The 19,935-nt window shown below is 72.5% G+C and carries 18 protein-coding genes; 9 read left to right on the forward strand and 9 right to left on the reverse strand.

Annotation, left to right across the window (positions count from 1 at the left end):
- Positions 1–42 precede the first annotated feature (42 nt).
- The gene (locus tag BLU20_RS10440; protein ID WP_083372470.1) at positions 43–1,077 is read left to right on the forward strand and encodes an LLM class F420-dependent oxidoreductase; all 1,035 of its coding nucleotides are present in this window, start codon (positions 43–45) and stop codon (positions 1,075–1,077) included.
- Here BLU20_RS10440 and BLU20_RS10445 read toward each other — a convergent pair.
- Positions 1,067–1,450, reverse strand: coding sequence for an MGMT family protein (locus BLU20_RS10445; RefSeq protein WP_331713053.1), 384 nt, complete (start codon positions 1,448–1,450; stop codon positions 1,067–1,069). The genes BLU20_RS10440 and BLU20_RS10445 overlap by 11 nt on opposite strands.
- A gap of 3 nt (positions 1,451–1,453) precedes the next feature.
- Between BLU20_RS10445 and BLU20_RS10450 the strand changes: the two genes are divergently transcribed.
- The gene (locus BLU20_RS10450; RefSeq protein WP_083372471.1) at positions 1,454–2,743 is read left to right on the forward strand and encodes a GNAT family N-acetyltransferase; all 1,290 of its coding nucleotides are present in this window, start codon (positions 1,454–1,456) and stop codon (positions 2,741–2,743) included.
- Positions 2,744–2,747: 4 nt separating this feature from the next.
- On the opposite strand, the gene BLU20_RS10455 is transcribed toward BLU20_RS10450, so the two are convergent.
- Entirely contained in the window at positions 2,748–3,737 is a 990-nt protein-coding gene (locus tag BLU20_RS10455; protein WP_083372472.1) for an Fpg/Nei family DNA glycosylase, read from the reverse strand.
- A gap of 3 nt (positions 3,738–3,740) precedes the next feature.
- On the reverse strand, positions 3,741–4,214 hold the full coding sequence (locus BLU20_RS10460; RefSeq protein ID WP_083372473.1) for a ribose-5-phosphate isomerase: 474 nt from the start codon (positions 4,212–4,214) through the stop codon (positions 3,741–3,743).
- 77 nt (positions 4,215–4,291) lie between these two features.
- Between BLU20_RS10460 and BLU20_RS10465 the strand changes: the two genes are divergently transcribed.
- Entirely contained in the window at positions 4,292–6,277 is a 1,986-nt protein-coding gene (locus BLU20_RS10465; RefSeq protein WP_083372474.1) for a M13 family metallopeptidase, read from the forward strand.
- Between the two features lie 30 nt (positions 6,278–6,307).
- Here the strand turns inward: BLU20_RS10465 and BLU20_RS10470 are convergent, their stop codons facing one another.
- Positions 6,308–7,252, reverse strand: a complete 945-nt coding sequence (locus BLU20_RS10470) for a hypothetical protein (RefSeq protein ID WP_083372475.1) — start codon at positions 7,250–7,252, stop codon at positions 6,308–6,310.
- A gap of 81 nt (positions 7,253–7,333) precedes the next feature.
- Positions 7,334–7,972, reverse strand: a complete 639-nt coding sequence (locus tag BLU20_RS10475) for a mycothiol-dependent nitroreductase Rv2466c family protein (protein ID WP_029252492.1) — start codon at positions 7,970–7,972, stop codon at positions 7,334–7,336.
- A gap of 148 nt (positions 7,973–8,120) precedes the next feature.
- Here BLU20_RS10475 and pepN point away from each other — a divergent pair, with 148 nt between their 5' ends.
- Positions 8,121–10,700 (forward strand): aminopeptidase N, encoded by a 2,580-nt coding sequence (gene pepN / locus BLU20_RS10480; RefSeq protein ID WP_083372476.1) that lies wholly within the window; start codon positions 8,121–8,123, stop codon positions 10,698–10,700.
- A gap of 78 nt (positions 10,701–10,778) precedes the next feature.
- Here the strand turns inward: pepN and BLU20_RS10485 are convergent, their stop codons facing one another.
- The gene (locus tag BLU20_RS10485; protein WP_083372477.1) at positions 10,779–12,857 is read right to left on the reverse strand and encodes a 4-alpha-glucanotransferase; all 2,079 of its coding nucleotides are present in this window, start codon (positions 12,855–12,857) and stop codon (positions 10,779–10,781) included.
- Positions 12,858–12,954: 97 nt separating this feature from the next.
- Here BLU20_RS10485 and BLU20_RS10490 point away from each other — a divergent pair, with 97 nt between their 5' ends.
- Positions 12,955–13,908, forward strand: a complete 954-nt coding sequence (locus BLU20_RS10490) for a mechanosensitive ion channel family protein (RefSeq protein WP_052366863.1) — start codon at positions 12,955–12,957, stop codon at positions 13,906–13,908.
- On the opposite strand, the gene BLU20_RS10495 is transcribed toward BLU20_RS10490, so the two are convergent.
- Together BLU20_RS10495 and BLU20_RS10500 are read right to left on the reverse strand one after the other, a co-directional pair.
- On the reverse strand, positions 13,874–14,371 hold the full coding sequence (locus BLU20_RS10495) for a PTS sugar transporter subunit IIA (RefSeq protein WP_083372478.1): 498 nt from the start codon (positions 14,369–14,371) through the stop codon (positions 13,874–13,876). The two genes, BLU20_RS10490 and BLU20_RS10495, sit on opposite strands and share 35 nt — an antisense overlap.
- A gap of 11 nt (positions 14,372–14,382) precedes the next feature.
- Positions 14,383–14,613 carry a glucose PTS transporter subunit EIIB gene (locus tag BLU20_RS10500; protein ID WP_029252487.1) on the reverse strand — a complete coding sequence of 77 codons (231 nt, stop codon included), beginning with the start codon at positions 14,611–14,613 and terminating at the stop codon, positions 14,383–14,385.
- Between the two features lie 163 nt (positions 14,614–14,776).
- Between BLU20_RS10500 and ptsP the strand changes: the two genes are divergently transcribed.
- The 4 genes from ptsP (at position 14,777) to BLU20_RS10520 (ending at position 19,438) form a co-directional block, all read left to right on the forward strand.
- The gene (ptsP, locus tag BLU20_RS10505; protein WP_083372479.1) at positions 14,777–16,465 is read left to right on the forward strand and encodes a phosphoenolpyruvate--protein phosphotransferase; all 1,689 of its coding nucleotides are present in this window, start codon (positions 14,777–14,779) and stop codon (positions 16,463–16,465) included.
- A gap of 67 nt (positions 16,466–16,532) precedes the next feature.
- Positions 16,533–16,958, forward strand: coding sequence for a globin (locus BLU20_RS10510; protein WP_052366932.1), 426 nt, complete (start codon positions 16,533–16,535; stop codon positions 16,956–16,958).
- Positions 16,955–17,875, forward strand: coding sequence for an acyl-CoA thioesterase (locus BLU20_RS10515; protein WP_231959192.1), 921 nt, complete (start codon positions 16,955–16,957; stop codon positions 17,873–17,875). Before BLU20_RS10510 ends, BLU20_RS10515 begins: the two co-directional genes overlap by 4 nt.
- 78 nt (positions 17,876–17,953) lie before the next feature.
- Entirely contained in the window at positions 17,954–19,438 is a 1,485-nt protein-coding gene (locus BLU20_RS10520) for an SDR family oxidoreductase (RefSeq protein WP_172829099.1), read from the forward strand.
- Here the strand turns inward: BLU20_RS10520 and BLU20_RS10525 are convergent.
- Complete coding sequence (locus BLU20_RS10525; protein WP_029252482.1) at positions 19,425–19,913, reverse strand: acyl-CoA thioesterase; 489 nt, start codon at positions 19,911–19,913, stop codon at positions 19,425–19,427. The two genes, BLU20_RS10520 and BLU20_RS10525, sit on opposite strands and share 14 nt — an antisense overlap.
- Positions 19,914–19,935 lie beyond the last annotated feature (22 nt).

Here is a 19,935-nt window from a genome sequence, read left to right on the forward strand (position 1 = left end):
CTCGGGTACCAGACACCCGCCCCTCAGAGCCGAGGAGAACACATGCGCATCGGAATCCACACGGGCTACTGGTCCGCCGGCCCGCCCGCAGGCATCGGTGAGGCGATCGCCGCTGCCGACCAGATGGGGGTCGACTCGATCTGGACCGCGGAGGCCTACGGCTCCGATGCCTTCACCCCCTTGGCCTGGTGGGGCGCGAGCACCCGCAACGTCCGGCTCGGGACCGCCGTCGCGCAGATGTCCGCACGCACCCCCACGGCCACGGCGATGGCGGCGCTGACGCTCGACCACCTCTCCGACGGACGGGCGATCCTCGGGCTCGGCGCGTCGGGGCCGCAGGTGGTCGAGGGCTGGTACGGGCAGCCGTACCCCCGCCCGCTCGCACGCACCCGCGAGTACGTCGACATCGTCCGCAAGGTCCTGGAGCGTGGCGCCCCGGTGGAGTACGACGGCGCGTTCTACCAGCTTCCGCTGCGGGGCGAGGGGACGACGGGGCTCGGCAAGGCCCTCCGGTCGACCGTGCACCCGCACCGCGCCGACCTGCCCATCCACCTCGCGGCCGAGGGGCCGAAGAACATCGCCCTCGCGGCGGAGATCGCCGACGGCTGGCTGCCCCTGTTCTACACGCCACGACTCGACCACGAGTTCCGCGAGCGCCTGGCCGAGGGGTTCGCGCTGCGGTCCCCGGAGCGCTCCGCCGCGGCGGACTTCGAGATCAGTGCGACGGTGCCCGTCGTCGTCGACGACGACGTCGAGAAGGCCGCGGACGCGGTGCGTCCGTTCCTCGCGCTCTACATCGGCGGGATGGGGGCGAAGTCGGCGAACTTCCACCGCAACGCGATCGACCGACTCGGGTATGCGGACGCGGCGGACGAGGTCCAGAGCCTCTACGCCGAGGGCAGGCGGGCCGAGGCGGTCGCGGCGGTGCCGACGGCACTGGTGGAGGACATCGCGCTGGTCGGCCCGCGCGAGAAGATCGCCGCCGAGCTGCAGAGGTGGGAGCAGACCGCGATCACGACGCTCCTCGTCCAGGGCGACGCGACGGCGGTCCGCACCCTCGCCGAGATCATGCGGTAGTCGGCTCCAGCGGCGGGAGCCACACGGCCCGTCGCAGGTCCACGCGGTCCCCGCGCAGCGGACAGTCGTCTGCACGCAGGCGGGCGAGCGCCTCGTCGAGGCATCGTGCGGGGGGACAGCCCGAGGCGTTGACGACGCGCCACCACGGGACCCCGCCCCCGGCGTGCGCCATCACGGCACCGACCTGGCGGGGTCCTCCCCGCCCGAGGCCGTGGCCCACGGCCTCGGCGAGGATTCCATACGTCGTCGCGCGTCCCGCCGGGACCTGCTCGACGAGCTCAAGGACGGCGTCGAGGTACTCAAGATCCACCACGGGACCGACGGTACCCGGCGCCGTCGGCTCGCGGGGAGGATCGCCGGGTGTCAGGATCACGGCGTGAACCTGCCTGCGAACCACCGTCTCGTCCAGCTCACCCCGGAGCGGCTGCGGGAGGTGCTCGACCTGGACGCCTGGTCCTTCCCGACGGCGGCGAGTCTCGACCAGCTCGAGTCGGTCCCGTTCCCGCTGACGTGGGACCGCACGGTGGGCATCGACGCGGAGCTCCCCGACGAGTCCGTCCCGCCGGCGGACGGGGCGGTCCCGAGGCGTCGTGAGCTCGTCGCTCTCCACTCCTCCTACCCGTACGGGCAGTTCCCCGTCCCGGGCGCTCGACTCGCGGCGGCCGGACTCACCTGGGTGGGCGTGCACCCCGGCCATCGGCGCCGCGGGCTGCTCCGGGCGATGATGGAGCATCACTTCGCACGCTGCAGGGCGGACGACGAGGCGATCTCGGTCCTCTTCGCGGCCGATCCGGGCATCTACGCGCGCTTCGGCTACGGCGCCGCGGCGTCGGAGGTGCACCTCCTCATCCCCCGTGCGGCGCCGATGCACGCGGTGCCCGACGCGGACCAGCACACCCTGCGGGTCGAGCACGCGACCCGCGCCGCGCACGGTGCGCTCGTCGCCGACGTCCACCGACGGGCCGGCGAGGCGTCAGGCCGTCCAGGGTGGGTCGGCCGAGAGACGCCGGAGCAGGAGGCGACGTTCTGGGCCGACCCCGAGTTCGAGCGCGGGGGCGCGGAGGACCTGCGGATCGTCGTCGTGGAGCGCGACGGCGACCCGCGTGGCTACGCACTGCTGCGGCGGGAGTTCGCCTGGCCCGGCACCGGGCCCGACGGTACGGTCGCCCTGCGCGAGGTCGCCGCGGTCGACATCGCCGCCGCCCACGCGCTCTGGGGGTCGCTGACGACGATGGACCTCATGGAACGCGTCCGCACTCCCCGCCTGGCGACCGACGACTTCGTGACGCGCCTCCTGGTCAACCCCCGCAAGGCCGACCCGCACGTGGTGGACAACCTCTGGGTCCGGCTCGTCGACGTCCCCGCGGCGCTGTCCCGCCGCCGCTACGCGACCGACCTGGACATCGTCCTGGCGGTCACCGACCACCACCTGCCGCAGAACGCCGGGCACTGGAGGCTCCGTGCCCGCGCCTTCGGCGAGGCGACCTGCACGCGCACGGACGACCCGGCCGACGTCGGCGTGGACGTGGCGAACCTCGGCGCGGCCTACCTCGGCTCCGCGAGCCTGGCCACGACCGGCGCCCAGGAGCACACCCCGAACAGCCTCGCCAGGACCGCCACCGCCTTCCGGTGGCCCGTCGAGGCGTTCTGCTCGTGGCTGTGGTGACGACCTAGCGCTGGCAGCCCGGGCAGCGGTAGAGCTTGCGGGCTGCCATGTCCTCGACGACGACGGGCGTGCCGCACCGTCGGCAGCTCTGGCCGGCGCGCTGGTAGACGTAGAACGACTCCTCGCGCGGTACCGCGCCCGGTGTCCCGTCGGTGTTCTGCCGGACGGGGCGTGCCGGTGGCACGTCGGCCCCGGGCGCCGCGCGATCCTCAGGACGGGTGGTGACGATCGCGCCGACGCGCACGCCGTCGTGCATGAGGTCGACGAGATCCGTCCAGAGCGTCCGGAGCGTCTCGGCCGGCACGTCGCGCCCCGGCGTCCAGGGGTCGAGCTCCGCCCGAAACAGCGCCTCGGCCCGGTAGATGTTGCCGACACCGGCGATCACCGACTGGTCCATGAGCTGGGCTCCGACGCTGGTCCGGGAACGGCGGACGCGCGCGACGAACGCCTCCGGGTCGGCGTCGGCCCGGATCGGGTCGGGGCCGAGTCTCGCTATCGCGCGGTCGCGCTCGGCGGCGGTGACGACCTCGCAGCGGGTCGGGCCGGTGAGATCCGCCACGGCATGCTCGCCGAGCAGCCGCACCCTGACCTGGCCGCGAGGCTCCGGAGGGTTCCACGGCCCGGGACCGTCTGCGCCGACGGCGGGCAGGGCCGAGACCGACTCGCGCTCACCGACCCGACGGCGTGGCGCCCCGATCGCGTGCGCGACGTCGTCCGTCCCGTCGCCGGCGAACGTCCACGACCCGTACAGGCCGAGGTGAACGTGCAGCCAGAGCAGGTGGTCGTCCAAAGGGTCCGATCCACCGCCGTCCTCGCGGGAGAGCCCGAGGAAGAGGTGCTTGCCCCAGGCCTGGGCGCTCTGCAGACGCAAGCCGTCGAGGAGACGCGCCCCGGCGTCGAACCGACCCTGCGGGCTGGTGACCTCGAGGATCTGCCCGCCGAACAGCTCGGCGAACGTTCGGGCGAGCCGGTGGACGGTGTGCCCCTCCGGCACCGCTCAGGCCGTCGGCTCGGCGGCAGCGCCCCGGTCGGCCTCGTACTGCGCCATCTGGTCGATCCGACGCTGGTGGCGCCCGTCCCCGCTGAACGGCTCTGCGAGGAACGCGTCGACGATCGCGACGGACTCGTCGACCGAGTGCTGACGCGCGCCCACCGCGACGACGTTGGCGTCGTTGTGCTGACGGCCCAGACGCGCGATCTCCTCGTTCCAGGCGAGCGCGGCCCGCACGCCGTCGACCTTGTTCGCGGCGATCTGCTCGCCGTTGCCCGACCCGCCGATCACGATGCCGAGGCTCCCGGCGTCCGCGACGACTGCTTCGCCGGCCGCGAGGCAGAACGCGGGGTAGTCGTCGAGGGCGTCGTACTCGTGCGCCCCGTGGTCGACGACGTCGTGCCCGGCGGCACCGAGGTGCTCGACGAGGTGGGTCTTGAGTTCGTAGCCCGCATGGTCGGCGGCAATGTGAACGCGCATGGCACCATCATGCCGCACCCGGCCGCCGCGCGTCGCCGCTCGGACCGGTCGTCGGGGTCCTGGCATACGCTGGCGCCATGACGAGTGACACACGCCCCTCAGGCATCGACCTCGACGCCCTGGACCCCACCACCCGCCCGCAGGACGACCTCTACCGCCACGTCAACGGCCGGTGGATCGACTCGCACGAGATCCCAGCCGACCGCTCGATGGACGGATCCTTCCGCGCGCTCCACGACGCCGCGGAGGAGCAGGTGCGCGACATCATCACCTCGGCGGCCGAGGGCGCGACGGGCGGTGTGGAGGCCAAGATCGGCGCGCTCTACCAGAGCTTCATGGACATCGAGGCGATCGAGACGCTGGGCAACGCGCCGCTCGCCGCCGACCTCGACCCGGTCCTGGGGGCGTCGACACCTGCAGAGCTCACGGCAGCCCTCGGAGCGCTGCAGCGGACGGGAGCCGGCGGAGCGCTCGGTCTCTGGGTCGACAACGACGCCAAGGACCCGGAGACGTACGTGGTCTACCTCGCGCAGGCCGGTCTCGGGCTGCCGGACGAGGCGTACTACCGGGACGAGCAGTACGCGCCCGTGCTCGCCGCCTACTCCCCGCACGTCGCCCGCATGCTGACGCTGGCGGGCATCGTGACGCCGGAGGCGGCCGAGGGCGCCGCCGCCCGCGTCGTCGCCCTGGAGACCCGCCTCGCCGCCCACCACTGGGACGTCGTGCGTGACCGAGACGCCGACCTCACCTACAACCCCACGACGCTCGCCGCTCTCTCGACGAGTGCGCCCGGTTTCGACTGGGCGGCCTGGGCGTTCGCCCTCGGTGCGCCGGCCGGGGCGATGGACCACGTCGTCGTGCGCGAGCCGTCGTTCGCGACGGGTTTCGCCTCGCTCTGGGCCTCCGAGGCCCTCGACGACTGGAAGCTCTGGGCCGCGTACCACGCAGTGACGGCGCGCGCGCCGTACCTGACGGACGAGCTTGTCGAGGCGAACTTCGACTTCTACGGCCGGACTCTGTCGGGCGCCCAGGAGGTCCGGGACCGCTGGAAGCGGGGCGTCACCCTTGTGCAGGGAGCCCTCGGCGAGGCCGTCGGCGAGGTCTATGTCGCGCGGCACTTCCCGCCGTCGCACAAGGAGCGGATGCTCGGACTGGTCGACCATCTCGTCGCCGCCTACCGCGAGTCCATCGAGACCCTCGACTGGATGACCGCGGAGACCAAGGAGCGGGCGCTCGTCAAGCTCGAGAAGTTCACGCCGAAGATCGGGTACCCGGTGCGGTGGCGCGACTACTCCGACCTCGTCGTCGACGCCCAGGACCTGCTCGGCAACGTCCGGCGCGCCCACGCGTTCGAGCAGGACCGGGAGCTCGCGAAGATCGGGAGTCCCCTGGACCGCGACGAGTGGTTCATGACGCCGCAGACGGTCAACGCCTACTACAACCCCGGAATGAACGAGATCGTCTTTCCGGCCGCGATCCTGCAGCCGCCGTTCTTCGACCCCGAGGCCGAGGACGCCGTCAACTACGGCGGCATCGGAGCGGTGATCGGGCACGAGATCGGGCACGGGTTCGACGACCAGGGGTCGAAGTACGACGGGGACGGTCGGCTCGAGGACTGGTGGACGGAGCAGGACCGCGCCGAGTTCGACGAGCGCACGCGGGCCCTCGTCGCCCAGTACGACGAGTTCGTCCCCGCCCAGCTCGGTGAGGACGGTCAGCACGTCAACGGGTCGCTGACCATCGGAGAGAACATCGGCGACCTCGGCGGCCTGTCGATCGCGCTCAAGGCGTACCGGATCGCCCTGGGCGGGTCGCTCGACGACGCTCCCGTGATCGACGGGCTGACCGGGGTCGAGCGGGTGCTTCTCGGCTGGGGCCAGGTCTGGCAGTCCAAGGGCCACGACGCCGAGGTCGTCCGCCGTCTCGCCACGGACCCGCACTCCCCCAACGAGTTCCGCTGCAACGGGGTCGTGCGCAACCTCGACGTCTTCCACGAGGCGTACGGGCTCACGCCCGAGGACGCGCTGTACCTCGCACCCGAGGAGCGAGTCCGCATCTGGTAGCCGCCCACCGCACCGGGGCCGGGGCCACGATCAGAAGGTCGTGACCCCGGCCCTGGCGACGTTGAAGCCGGCGCCGGTCGAGGCGTCGGTGCAGCTGACACCGGACTCGCTCGAGACGCACTCGACGTCACCGGCCTCGCGGGAGTCGCCGTAGTCGAGCGCGGGGACTCCGTCCGGTGCCGCGCCCGGCTGCTCGTCCGCGGGGACGCACGGCTCCGCGACGCCGTCGGACGTCAGTTGGACGACGTACCCGACCGTGCCGTCGCACCCGTCGACCGTGGCGGGTTCCGAGTTCAGCTGCGCGATGTCGCACCGAGCGCCCGCCTCGGAGATCTCACAGAGGATGTTGCTGCTCGGCGAGCGGAACGCGTCGCCGTCCAGGTCGACCGGGACGGCCAGGCCCGGCTCCTCCGGCTCCGCGCTCTCGGTCGCCACGGCCTCCTCGGCCGCGGCGGCCTGCGCGTCGGTCCCGCCGGAGAACGCCCGCACCCCGAGGACGACCGCAACCACGACGAGGATCACGTCGAGAAGGATGAACAGCCACCAGCCGATGCCGAGCCGGTCACGCGACGTCTTCGGGCCGGACGTGCCGTCGCCCCCGGCGGGGGCACCCGGCGCGGGGGGCGACGCGGGGGGCGACGCGGGGACGGTCCGGGGCGCGACGGTGGCCGGGGAGTCGCTTCCCGTGCTCGAGGACGTGTCGGCGGCCGGCGCCGTCCGTGTCGCGGCACGGTCCGTCCGGACGGGCGGCGCGGGGCGTGCCCACGGCGCCGCCCCGGCCGCGGTCGGCCCGTCGACGGCCGTCATGGGCGCGGTCCCCGGACCGCCATCGGTCACAGGGGCGATCTGCTCGGTGCCGTCGGCCGTATCGGCCGACGTCGCACGAGTCTGCTCGGTCGACCGTGCGCGTGGGGCGCGGAAGTACCCGCCCGGTGGTGGCGGCGGGGGCGGCGGGGTGTGGGTGTTGCCCGACATCGGACCTCCTTGTGGGTCGTCCCTCCGGACGTGTCAGCACGGGTCAGCATCCCACGGCCCGCGCGCCCCCGACGAACCGGCTCAGTCGAAGACCGGACCCTGGGTGCGAGTGCGCTTGATCTCGAAGAAGCCCGGCGTCCCCGCGACAAGCAGAGTGCCGTCCCAGAGGCGACCGGCGGCCTCTCCCCGGGGCGCCGGCGTGACGACCGGGCCGAAGAAGGCCGTTCCGTCGAACGCCACCACGGGCGTCCCCACGTCCTCGCCCACCAGGCCGATCCCCTCGGCGTGCGACGCACGGAGCTGCTCGTCGTACGCGTCCGACGTCGCGGCGTCGGCAAGGGACGCCGGCAGCCCGACCTCGGCGAGCGCCTCGGAGATCACGGCGGGGAGGTCGTCACCCCGGCCCTGCGGGTGGATCCGGGTGCCGAGCGCGTCGTACAGCGGCTTGACGACGTCGTCCCCGTGCTCCGCCTGGGCCGCGACGACGACGCGCACCGGACCCCAGGCCGCGTCCATCATCGCCCGGTACTCGTCGGGCAGGTCGCGGCCCTCGTTGAGGACGGCGAGGCTCATCACGTGCCAGCGCACGGAGACGTCGCGCACCTGCTGGACCTCGTCCATCCAGCGGCTGGTCATCCAGGCCCAGGGGCAGACGGGGTCGAACCAGAAGTCTGCGACTCCCGCGGTGGTGGCGGACGTGGCCGGGGACGTGCTCGTCATCTTTTCCTCCTCGTGGTCGGAACGACCTGTTCCGTCGGGGCAACCACGGTCCTGCGCGGAACATTCCTGACGTGACATGATCATTGACGGATATTCGCGGCGTGGCCCCACCCGGGAGCGCCGTCCCGCACTGACGAAGGAGCCATCCGTGCCCGGAGAGAACCTCACCCGTACCGAGGCCGCCCAGCGCGCCGAGTCGATCGCGACGCAGTCCTACGCCGTCGACCTCGACCTCACGACGGGTGCCTCGACGTTCACGTCGACGAGCGTCGTCCGCTTCACGGCGACGCCGGGCACGTCGACCTTCATCGACCTCGTCGCCCCCTCGGTCCGCGAGGTCGTCCTGAACGGCCGTTCCCTCGACCCCGCGACCGTGTTCGCCGACTCGCGGATCGCGCTGGACGACCTCGCGGCCGAGAACGAGCTCCGCGTCGTCGCGGACTGCGCGTACACGAACACCGGCGAGGGACTCCACCGCTTCGTCGACCCGGCCGACGACGAGGTCTACCTCTACTCGCAGTTCGAGGTGCCCGACAGCCGCCGCATGTTCGCGGTCTTCGAGCAGCCCGACCTCAAGGCGACGTTCGCGTTCACGATCACGGCGCCGACGTCCTGGCACGTCGTGAGCAACCAGCCGACGCCGCAGCCCGCCGCGCACCGGACCGTCACGGACCCGACGGGGACCGGGGCGGGCGACGTCGAGGTCGCCACCTGGGCGTTCGAGCCGACGCCGCGCATCTCCTCCTACATCACCGCCCTCGTCGCTGGTCCGTACGTCGTCGAGCGCAGCGAGCTGACGAGCGCCGACGGCCGGACGATCCCGCTCGGGGTCTTCGCCCGAGCGTCTCTGGCCGAGCACCTCGACGCCGACTACGTGTTCGAGAAGACCCGTCAGGGCTTCGAGTTCTACGAGAAGGCGTTCGAGCAGCCGTACCCGTTCGACAAGTACGACCAGCTCTTCGTCCCCGAGTTCAACATGGGGGCGATGGAGAACGCCGGGTGCGTCACCTTCACCGAGACGTATGTCTTCCGGTCCAAGGTGACCGACGCCATCAAGGAACGCCGCGTCGTCACGATCCTCCACGAGCTCGCGCACATGTGGTTCGGCGACCTCGTCACCATGAAGTGGTGGAACGACCTGTGGCTGAACGAGTCGTTCGCCGAGTACGCCTCGACCCTCGCCACGGCCGAGGCGACGGAATGGACGGAGGCCTGGACGACCTTCGCCGCGATGGAGAAGTCCTGGGCCTACCGCCAGGACCAGCTGCCGTCGACGCACCCGATCGTCGCGACGATCAACGACCTCGAGGACGTCCAGGTCAACTTCGACGGCATCACCTACGCCAAGGGCGGGTCGGTCCTCAAGCAGCTCGTCGCCTGGGTCGGTCAGGAGGAGTTCCTGGCCGGCGTCGCCGCCTACTTCCGCAAGCACGCCTGGGGCAACACCGAGCTGTCCGACCTCCTCGTCGAGCTCGAGGCGACCTCGGGGCGCGACCTCGGCGACTGGAGCCGGCTCTGGCTGGAGACCGCGGGTGTCAACACCCTGCGACCCGAGCTCGAGGTCGACGACCACGGCCGCATCACGTCGTTCCGGATCACGCAGACGGCACCGGCCGAGCACCCGACGCTGCGCCCGCACCGCCTGGCGATCGGGTTCTACGACTGGCAGGGTGACCGGCTCGTCCGCAGCCGCCGGTTCGAGATCGACATCGACGGTCCGAGCACGAACGTGCCGGACGTCCTCTCGCTCGACCGGCCCGCACTGATCCTGGTGAACGACGACGACCTCGCCTACGCCAAGGTCCGGCTCGACGAGCGGTCCTGGGCCGCGGCCCTGGAGAACCTCGACGCGATCGCCGACCCGCTGGCCCGCTCCCTCGTCTGGGGTGCGGCCTGGGACGCCACCCGTGACGGCGAGGCCCCGGCGAGCGACTACGTCCGCCTCGTCCTCGGCAACATCGGGCGCGAGTCCGAGTCCACGACCATCCGGACGACCCTGGCCCAGCTGCTCCTCGCCGCGCGCAACTACGTCGCACCCGCGCGCCGGAACGAGACGCTCGAGCTCGTGGGCGACGAGCTCTGGACCCTGGCGCAGGCGGCCGCAGCCAGCTCCGACTCCCAGCTGCAGCTCGTCAAGTACTTCGCGAACGCCGCGTGCACGGCAGCGCACGGTGACGCCCTCGGGTCGCTGCTCGACGGCACGATGACCCTGCCCGGTCTCGAGATCGACGCCGACCTGCGCTGGGAGATCCTGGAGGGCCTCGTCCTCCTCGGGCGCGCAGGCACCGCGGAGATCGACGAGGCGCTGGCCGCCGACCGCACGGCGAACGGCCAGCAGGCGGCCGCTCGTGCCCGGGCCGCCGTCCCGACCGCCGACGCGAAGGCACGGGCGTTCGACTCTGTCGTCGCCGTCGACGACGCCCCGAACGCGATCGTCCGCGCGACGACCGTGGGGTACACCCACGTGGTGGACCCGTCCGTCCTCGAGTCCGGCATGGACACGTACTTCGCCTCGCTGGACACGATCTGGGCCGAGCGGAGCTACCACATCGCCGAGACCCTGATCGAGGGACTGTACCCGTCTCCGCTCGCGTCGGAGGCGCTCGCCCAGGCGACCCGTGCGTGGCTCGCGAGCCACCCCGATGCCGCACCCGCGATGCGTCGCATGCTGGTCGAGAGCCTCGCGGGCGTCGAGCGTGCGCTCGCCGCCCAGGCGGCCGACGTCTAGTCCGTCGGGATGCCGTCCGGCCCGTCCCGCGTCTCGCGGGGCGGGCCGGACCGCTCTCTGAGAGTCGTCCGCCGTCGCTCAGGCGTCGGGACGCACGTGGTCGAAGAGCGCCCTCAGCCGCGCACTCTGCGGAAGGTCCTCGACCCGCACCAGAGCGCCGTTCGCGTCGACGAGCGGGAGTCGGCCCGACGGGTAGTCCGACCCGGCCGCGCGGACCGCCGGCACCCGACGGTCCCCGACGGCATCGGCGAGCCGGACGACGACCATCGCGGCACCCGACCGGGTGGCCCAGGCGTAGAGCCCCTCGACCTGTTCGCGCTCCGCGGCGTCAGGGCTCGTGGTCCCGGCTCGCAGGGCTCGCGCGAGCACCTGGTCACGCTCGGAGCGCCGCACCCGACGTGCGCTGTCGGCGTCGTCCAGGATCCCGAGCGAGTCCTGCAGGTCGATGTCCTCACCGGCGAGCCATGCCGCCAGCGGCGCGTCGAGGCGGCTCGTCACCCGCGCGACGACACCGGGCCGCACCCCTCGGAACGGCGGTCGGCGCAGGTCGTCGAGCCCGACGAATCCGCGATCGGCGAGACCCTGCTGCTCCGTGGCGTCCGCGAGGCGTGAGTCGTCTACGACGACGTAGACGCCGGCACGGTGGGCCTCGAGCGCCAGGATCCCCGTCAGTGCTTCCGAGTCCTGTGCGACGTAGGTGCCGGCCGAGGCACGGGCACCGCCCGGGACCCACCACGACCGGAACAGCGCTCCGGCGTCGTCGACGACGATCATGCTGGCGTGACGAGCCGCGGCGCGCACGGCGTCGCGGAACGGCGCGAAACCGGCTCGGGCTAGCTCCCGCGGGTTCCAGGCGATCTCGTGCCGGACCGAGCCGGCCGCATCCTCGGCGCCGGGCGCGGACCCGACGGCGGCACCGCGGGCGACCAGCGTGCTCGACGCCCAGGCGTCGGGCCCGTCGAGTGCGGAGCCTGCGACGACGGTCTGGCCGACACCGAGCAGTGCGCCCGCCTCCTGCGCACGGCGGTGCGTGTCGGCCCGCTGCTCGTCCGCGACCCACTGGATCCAGCGGTGCAGCTCGACCCGGTCCGCGAGGCGCGCGCGGGCAGCGTGGACGCCAGGACTGCGCGAGCTCATGACCGCCTGCGGGAGGTCGAGCCCGCCGTGATGGTCGACGAGCGCGGACCACGTGGCGAAGTTCTCGAGCGCCTGTCCACCGCTCTCGACGAACTCTTCGTAGCGGGCCTGGCGCGCGGGAGACCGCGGCACCTGGTGGACGACGTCGAGAGCGGCACGCTTGGCGGTACGCACCGCGTCGAGGTCGACGGGGCCCGCGTCGGCGCCGGCGTCGCGCGCCTCCTCCGCGGACCACTCGACGAGAGACCGGTCCGCGGAGGACAGATACCCCGTCTCGCGGATGTCCTCGACGCGCAGATAGACAGGATCGACCCACCGGTTGGTCAGCAGGCTCCCCGGGACCTGCGGGTTGGCCTGCTGAAGCGGGTCGACGAGGACGACGTCGGCCCCGTCGTTACGGGCAGCGGTCCAGGCGACGTCGACCAGGTCGCCCAGGTCTCCGACGCCCCACGACGACTGCGAGCGCAGGCTCGCCACGGCGACGGCGAGGGCGCGGACGATCACGTCGTCCGGCGGGACGTCGAGTCGGTCCGGGACGACGATCAGCGGAGCCTCGACCTCGACCCCGCCGCTGCGTGCGACCGCGACGTGGTAGCCGAGCGGCAGCCCGTCCGGCACGGTGAACGTGGCACGCCCGACGCGGCGCGACCCGACCTGGCGCGGCTCGACCCAGACGTCGGACTGCTCGAGCTCGACGACCCCCTCGTCGCCCTCGAGCTCGACGTGGACCTCGACCTCGTCGCCGTCGGTGACGTGGACGGGAACCTGGGCACCGACAGAGCTCCGCACCACGGTGCACGGCGGAAGCATCGAGCGCCAGGGCTCGGCCTCGGCCTCGGCGAGGCTGAACGCGATCTGGTCGGCGGTGGTCGCGGGCACGCCCAGGGCGCCGAGCACGGCGATCAGCGTCCCCTCCGAGACGTCGACGAGCTCGCCGTCCGCACCCGGGACAGTCGTCGCCACACCGTGCGCGGCCGCGAGGCGCTCCAACGGCGTCGTCCGGTCCATGTCGTCGTCCACCCCTTGATCTTGCCAGAGGCCCCGGCACCCTACTGCACCGGGCACGGCGCGCCGGTCTGCTACCGCCGTCCGTCCGGTGGTGGATAGCCTCGGGGCCATGCTGCACATCACCACCTCATCCATCGACACCGCTGCCCTGCCGACCGCCACGGACGACGTGAAGTCCGGGTGGGAGGCAGCCTGGGAGTGGTTCCTCGGGGCTCCTCTCCAGATCGCGATCATCGTCGTCGCGAGCCTCGTCGTCCTCGGCGTCATCCGCAGTCTGATCAAGCGGGTGACCGAAGCCATAGCGAACGGCAGCCCGGAGGTCGGCAAGGACCGGCGCGGTGCCGACTCGACGCCCCGGGGGGTCCTTGCACGGGCGGTTCCGATGGCCAACCCGCTGGCGGGCGTCCGTCGTGCGCAGCGGGCGCGCACCATCGGGTCCGTCCTGCGCTCGACGGCGAACGTGATCGTCCTGGCGATCATGATCCTGCTGGTCCTCGACACGCTCGGCGTCAACATCGCACCCTTCATCGCGTCGGCGGGGATCGTCGGCGTCGCCCTGGGCTTCGGGGCGCAGAGCCTCGTCCAGGACTACCTGTCGGGCATCTTCATGCTGCTCGAGGACCAGTACGGCGTCGGCGACACGGTCGACTTCGGCGAGGTGACCGGGACCGTCGAGGACGTCCAGCTCCGCGTGACGAAGGTCCGCGACCTCGAGGGCACCCTCTGGTTCGTCCGCAACGGCGAGATCCTGCGCACGGGGAACATGTCGCAGGAGTGGAGCCGCACGCTCGTGGAGTTCCCGGTCTCGATGACGGCTGACGTCCCGCGCGTCCGTGAGGTCCTGGAGGCGGCCGCCGCCCGGATCGCCGAGGACGAGGAGCTGGGCGCCTACGTCCTCGAGGCTCCCGAGGTCACGGGCGTGGAGTCCATCGCCCGCGGACGGCTGCTGTTCCGCATCAGGATCAAGACGCAGCCGGCGATGCAGTGGGAGGTCGCCCGCGCCCTGCGCGTCGCCGTCCGCGACGACCTCAGCGGTGCGGGGATTCCGCTGTCGTCCTGGTAGACGGGAGCGACCAGGTCACGATCGGCTCGCCGACCGTGACCGAGGAACCCAGGGGGATCGCCGCGCCGACGTGTGCGGGGTCCCCCTGGAGCGCGACCACCGGGCAGACGGTCGCCAGGCCCTCGGCCCGGGTGACCGAGGCGTCCCAGACGATCAGGGGAGCCCCTGCCTCGACCACGTCCCCCACGGCGACCTGAAGGTCGAACCCGTGCCCGTCGAGCCGGACGGTGTCGATCCCGAGATGGACCAGGACGGTCTGACCCTCCGGGATCTGGATGGCGAAGGCGTGCGGGAACAGGGACGCGACCCGACCGGAGACGGGCGCGCACACCACGACCGGGTCCGAGCCCTCGGGCTCGACTGCGACTCCCGGGCCCACGATCTCCTGGGCGAAGACGGGGTCCGGAACCGTTGCGAGCGGCACGACGACGCCCGCCAGCGGGGATCCGATCGTCACCTGCATGCGAGCGTCACTCAGCGCTTGCTGTCGAGCTCCGCGGCCAGGTCGTCGGCCTCCGGGCCGACGATGACCTGCACGACGCGACCCGAGCGGACGACACCGAAGGCGCCCGTGGCCTTGAGGGCCGCCTCGTCGACGAGTTCCGGGTCCGTGACCTCGACGCGGAGCCGGGTGATGCACGGCTCCAGCTCGACGACGTTCGCCGAGCCGCCGAGCGCTTCGAGGATCTGCAGTGCCTTGCTCATGGGGTGTTGCTCCTGAAAGGTGTGACGACGGGGGTCGCTCACGCGTGAGCGCACCTCCTAGCCTAGTCCGCTCCGAGGACGATTGCTCCCGTGTCCGGCACGCCTGGTGGCAGACGCGCGCGTGGTCGGCCAGACTCGTCGGACATCCGCCGAGGAGGACCCTGTGAACGAGCCACAACCCGCCGTCCGCGGCATCGGAGTCTCAGCTGGAACCGCTGTCGGCCCCGTCGTCGTCATGCCCGAGCCCATCGAGGAGCCGCCACCGGGCCGGAGGCTCGCCCCACGCGACGACCAGCAGGCCGAGGCCGTCAGGCTCCGCTCCGCCGCGAGCGCCGTGGCCGACGACCTCATGCGCGCGGCCGACGCCGCCGACGGCACGACCCAGGACGTCCTCGGTGCCACCGCTGCGATCGCCGCCGACCCCACGCTCCTCGCGGACGCGGAGCGGCGGGTCCTCGACGACCACCTCGTCCCCGAGCGGGCGATCTGGGAGGCGGCGGACGCCGTCGTGCGGCAGTTCACGGAGCTCGGCGGGTACTTCGCCGAGCGCACCCAGGACATCGCCGACGTCCGGGACCGGATCATCGCGAACCTGACGGGCCTACCGGCCCCGGGCGTGCCCGACCATCCCGAGCCCTTCGTCCTGGTGGCCCGGGACCTGGCACCGTCGGCGACCGCTGCCCTCGACCCGGAGCGCGTCCTCGCGATCGTGACCGAGCTGGCCGGCCCCACCTCGCACACCGCGATCGTGGCGAACGCCAAGGGCATACCTGCCGTCGTCGCCGCCACGGGTGCGGTCGGGGCGCTCGCCTCGGCGGCGCTGGTCCTCGTCGACGGGTCGAGCGGCGTCGTGACTCTCGACCCGTCTGCCGACCAGGTCGCCCGTGCCCGGGAGCTCGCGAGTCGCACACGCACGTTCGACGGCACCGGCCGGACCGCGGACGGCCATCGTGTCGCGCTGCTGGCGAACGTCGGGGACCCGACGGGCGCGGCGGCCGCGGCGGCCGCGGGCGCCGAGGGCGTGGGTCTGTTCCGTTCGGAGTTCTGCTTCCTGGGCCGCGAGGACCCGCCGGGCGTGGACGAGCAGGTCGTCGAGTACCGGCGGGTGCTCACGGAGTTCCCGGGACGCAAGGTCGTCGTGCGCACGCTCGACTCCGGCGCGGACAAGCCGTTGGAGTTCCTGAGCTCCCCGGACGAGGAGAACCCCGCCCTGGGCGTCCGTGGGCTGCGGACCGCAGAACGCTGGCCCCAGCTGCTCGAGGACCAGCTCGAGGCGATCGCGCTCGCCGCCCGGGCCGAGTCCGCCGACGTCTGGGTGATGGCGCCGATGGTCGCGACCGTCGACGAGGCGCAGTGGTTCGTAGAACGCTGCGCGGCCCACGGGCTGTCGCAGGCCGGGGTCATGGTCGAGGTCCCGGGCGCGGCGCTCCTGTCCGGCCAGATCCTCGCCTCGGCCCACTTCGCGTCGATCGGCACCAACGACCTCGCGCAGTACACGATGGCCGCCGACCGCCTCCTCGGCTCCCTGGCGGAGCTCAACGACCCGTGGCAGCCGGCGGTGCTCCGGCTCGTCGAGGCGACGTGCCGCGGCGGCGCCCAGCAGAACCGGCCCGTGGGCGTGTGCGGCGAGGCGGCGAGCAACCCGGTCCTCGCGGCCGTTCTCGTCGGCCTGGGTGTCAGCAGCCTCTCGATGACGGCGCGCTCTCTCCCCGACGTCGCTGCCCTGCTCGCGGCGGTCACGCACGACGAGTGCCGGACGCTCGCACAGGTCGCTCTGACGGCGCCGTCGGCCCGCAGTGCCCGCGACGCGGTCCGTGAGCGTCTGCCCGTCCTCGCCGAGCTGGGGCTCTGACCCGGACCGCGCGGTCGATGCGATGATGGGGCACGTGGAACCAGAACCCGCGCGCGCATCGCTGCCCCTGACCGCCGCACAGCCACCCCGGGCCGCCGCCGAACGCAGCTCCGACGGCTTCTACGCCGCGGTCGGGGGTCACGAGACCTTCGCGCTCCTCGTCGACGTCTTCTACGAGGAGGTCGCGAAGGACGACTACCTGCGGGCCATGTACCCCGAGCAGGACCTGGGCCCGGCCAAGGAGCGACTGACCATGTTCCTGGAGCAGTACTGGGGCGGTCCCACGACGTACTCGGAGCGCCGCGGGCACCCACGCCTGCGGATGCGGCACGCGGCGTTCAAGGTCACCCCGCGAGCGCGGGACGCCTGGCTCGCGCACATGCGGGTCGCGGTCACCGCCCTGAACCTCGCCCCGCTCTACGAGGCGCAGCTCTGGGACTACCTGGAGCGCGCCGCACACTCGCTGCTCAACACCTTCGAGGAGGACGCGTGACGCACGTGCCCACGGAAGCCCTGATCTCCGCGGACGACCTGGCCACGGACCCGCTCGGCCATCTGCTCTCGGCGCTGCGGCTCGAGGAGGAGCCCCTCGACGAGGCCACCGGGCGCGGGGCGGACGACCGCTTCGGCGGGTACAACCTGCACCAGCCGAACGCTCGGATCTACGGCGGTCAGGTGCTTGCCCAGGCGCTCGTCGCCGCAGGCCGCACCGTCCCCGACGGGCGGCTCCCCCACTCGATGCACGGCTACTTCCTGCGCGCCGGGGACCTGTCCACGCGGATCGAGTTCGACGTCGAGCGACTGCGCGACGGCCGGTCGTTCAGCGCACGGCGCAGCCACGCGATCCAGCACGGCCAGCCGATCCTGTCGATGATCGCGTCGTTCCAGGAGCGCCAGGATGGGTTCGAGCACACGAGCCCGATGCCCGACGCCCCCGATCCCGAGACCCTGCCGTCGGCGATGGACGAGCTCGGCGAGATCCCTCATCCCGCGGCCCGTTCGCGGTCGCACGAGTCTCCGTTCGACCTGCGCCACGTCGAAGGATCGCTGTACCTCGGCGGCGGCGAGACCCGCACGGACCACCAGAAGGTCTGGATGCGCGCGCGGGGTCCCGTCCCGCACGACCAGCTCCTGCACCGTGCGCTGCTCGCGTACGCCTGCGACCAGGTGATGCTCGAGCCGGTCCTGCGTCAGTCGGACACCTCCTGGGCGACACCCGGGATCTCGATCGCCAGCCTCGACCACGCCATGTGGTGGCACCGCGACGTCCGGGTCGACGAGTGGCTGCTCTACGTGCAGTCCTCGCCGTCGGCTCAGGGGGGCCGCGGGCTCGGCGCAGCGCGGGTCTACGCCCAGGACGGCACCCTCGTCGCAAGCATCGCCCAGGAGGGAATGCTTCGACTCCCCTAGCGACGAGCTGCATCCGGCCGCGGGTGCGAGTCCGAACCTGCTCCCGGAGGATGAATCAACCGAGAGCGGGGAGCGATGATGGCGGACAAGCCGTTGGCAGTGGTCACCGGGGTGACCGGATACGTGGGCGGACGGCTCGTGCCAGAGCTCCTCGAGGCCGGGTTCGCCGTGCGTGCGGTCGCGCGGCATCCGGACCGCCTCTCGGGGCGTCCGTGGGTCGACGACGTCGAGCGGGTCGAGGCGGACGCGAGCGAGCTGGATCAGATCCGCGACGCGCTGCACGGAGCCGACGTCGCGTACTACCTGATCCACTCGCTCGGCACCGGACCGACGTTCGAGGCCCGCGACCGTCGCACCGCGCTGACGTTCTCGCAGGCCGCCCGTGAGGCCGGGGTGGGCCGCATCGTCTACCTCGGCGGGCTGTCCCCCGACGACGAGGACCTGTCCCCGCACCTGGCGTCCCGCAAGGAGGTGGGCGAGATCCTGCTCGCCTCGGGCGTCCCGACGACGGTGCTCCAGGCCGCGGTGATCCTCGGCTCCGGCTCAGCCTCGTTCGAGATGATGCGATACCTGACCGAGCGGCTCCCGGCGATGACCACCCCGCGGTGGGTGGACAACCGGGTCCAGCCGATCGCGATCCGCGACGTCCTGCGCTACCTCGTCGGCAGCGCACGGATGCCCGCCGACGTCTCGCGGACCTTCGACGTCGGCGGGCCGGACGTCCTGACCTACCGCGACATGATGCAGCGGTACGCACAGGTCGCGGGCCTGCCCCGACGTCGGATCGTCAGCGTCCCCGTCCTGACGCCCCGGCTGTCGTCACACTGGGTCGGCCTCGTCACCCCGGTCCCGTCCGGGATCGCACGCCCGCTGGTGGAGTCGTTGCAGCACGAGGTCGTGTGCAAGGAGGACGACATCCGCGAGTACGTCCCCGACCCGGAGGACGGCCTCGTGCATTTCGAGACGGCCGTGAGCCTCGCGCTGCAGCGGATCCACGACGGCGAGGTCTCCACCCGGTGGTCCTCGGCCGCGGTACCGGGCGCGCCGTCCGACCCGTTGCCGAGCGACCCCGACTGGGCCGGTGGCTCTCTCTACGTCGACGAGCGCCGCACGTTCGTCGACGCACCACCGGCAGCCCTCTGGGAGGTCATCCGCGGCATCGGCGGCGAGGGCGGCTGGTACTCGTGGTCGCTCGCCTGGCAGGTCCGGGGCGTGCTCGACCGGCTCTCGGGCGGCCCCGGCCTGCGCCGTGGCCGGCGCGACGCCGTCGACCTGCGGGTCGACGACGCCGTCGACTTCTGGCGCGTCGAGGCCGTCGACCCCGGCCACCGGCTCCTGCTGCGCGCGGAGATGCGGCTGCCCGGACTCGCGTGGCTCGAGCTCCGCGTCGACGACACGTCCGACCCGGGCCGGACGCACTTCGTCCAGCGTGCGCTCTTCTCGCCGCAGGGCCTGACAGGTCAGGCGTACTGGTGGTCCGTCAAACCGTTCCACGGGATCGTCTTCGGCGGGATGCAGCGCAACATCCGCGAGGCCGCCGAGACGCTCGCTACCGACGCCTGAACGCGATCGGCTCCTCCACGAACGGCTCCCACGCGGCGCGCTCGACCGGGGTGAGCCGGCGCGGCGCGCCGGACCCCGCGTCGACGACGACCACGGTCGTCGACGCCCGGGCGTACGGGGCACTCCCACCGCCCGGTCCCGTCCGGGGGAACGTCGCCGCGCCGTCGTGCACCTCGTAGCAGATCTCGAGACTGGCGCCCCCGAGCCGTCCGAACCACATCTCGACGCGGACGGGCGTCCGGGTGAAGCCCAGCGGTCGCAGGTACTCCACCTCCTGACGTGCGACGAGGGTGTGCGAGGACGCGTCGGGTCCGGTGTCCAGGACCGCCGTCGGCCACGTCTCCGCCGAGTCGTCGTGCCGCCACAGCGCGGTGATCCGCGCATCCTCCATCAGGCGGAGCATCTCGACGTTGTTGACGTGCTGGTACGCGTCGAGGTCGGACCACCGCAGGGGTACGGGAACGTGCAGTCTCATCTCACTCCTTCCTGCCCGCCGG

The sequence above is a fragment of the Paraoerskovia marina genome, assembly GCF_900105445.1.
Taxonomy (GTDB): domain Bacteria; phylum Actinomycetota; class Actinomycetes; order Actinomycetales; family Cellulomonadaceae; genus Paraoerskovia; species Paraoerskovia marina.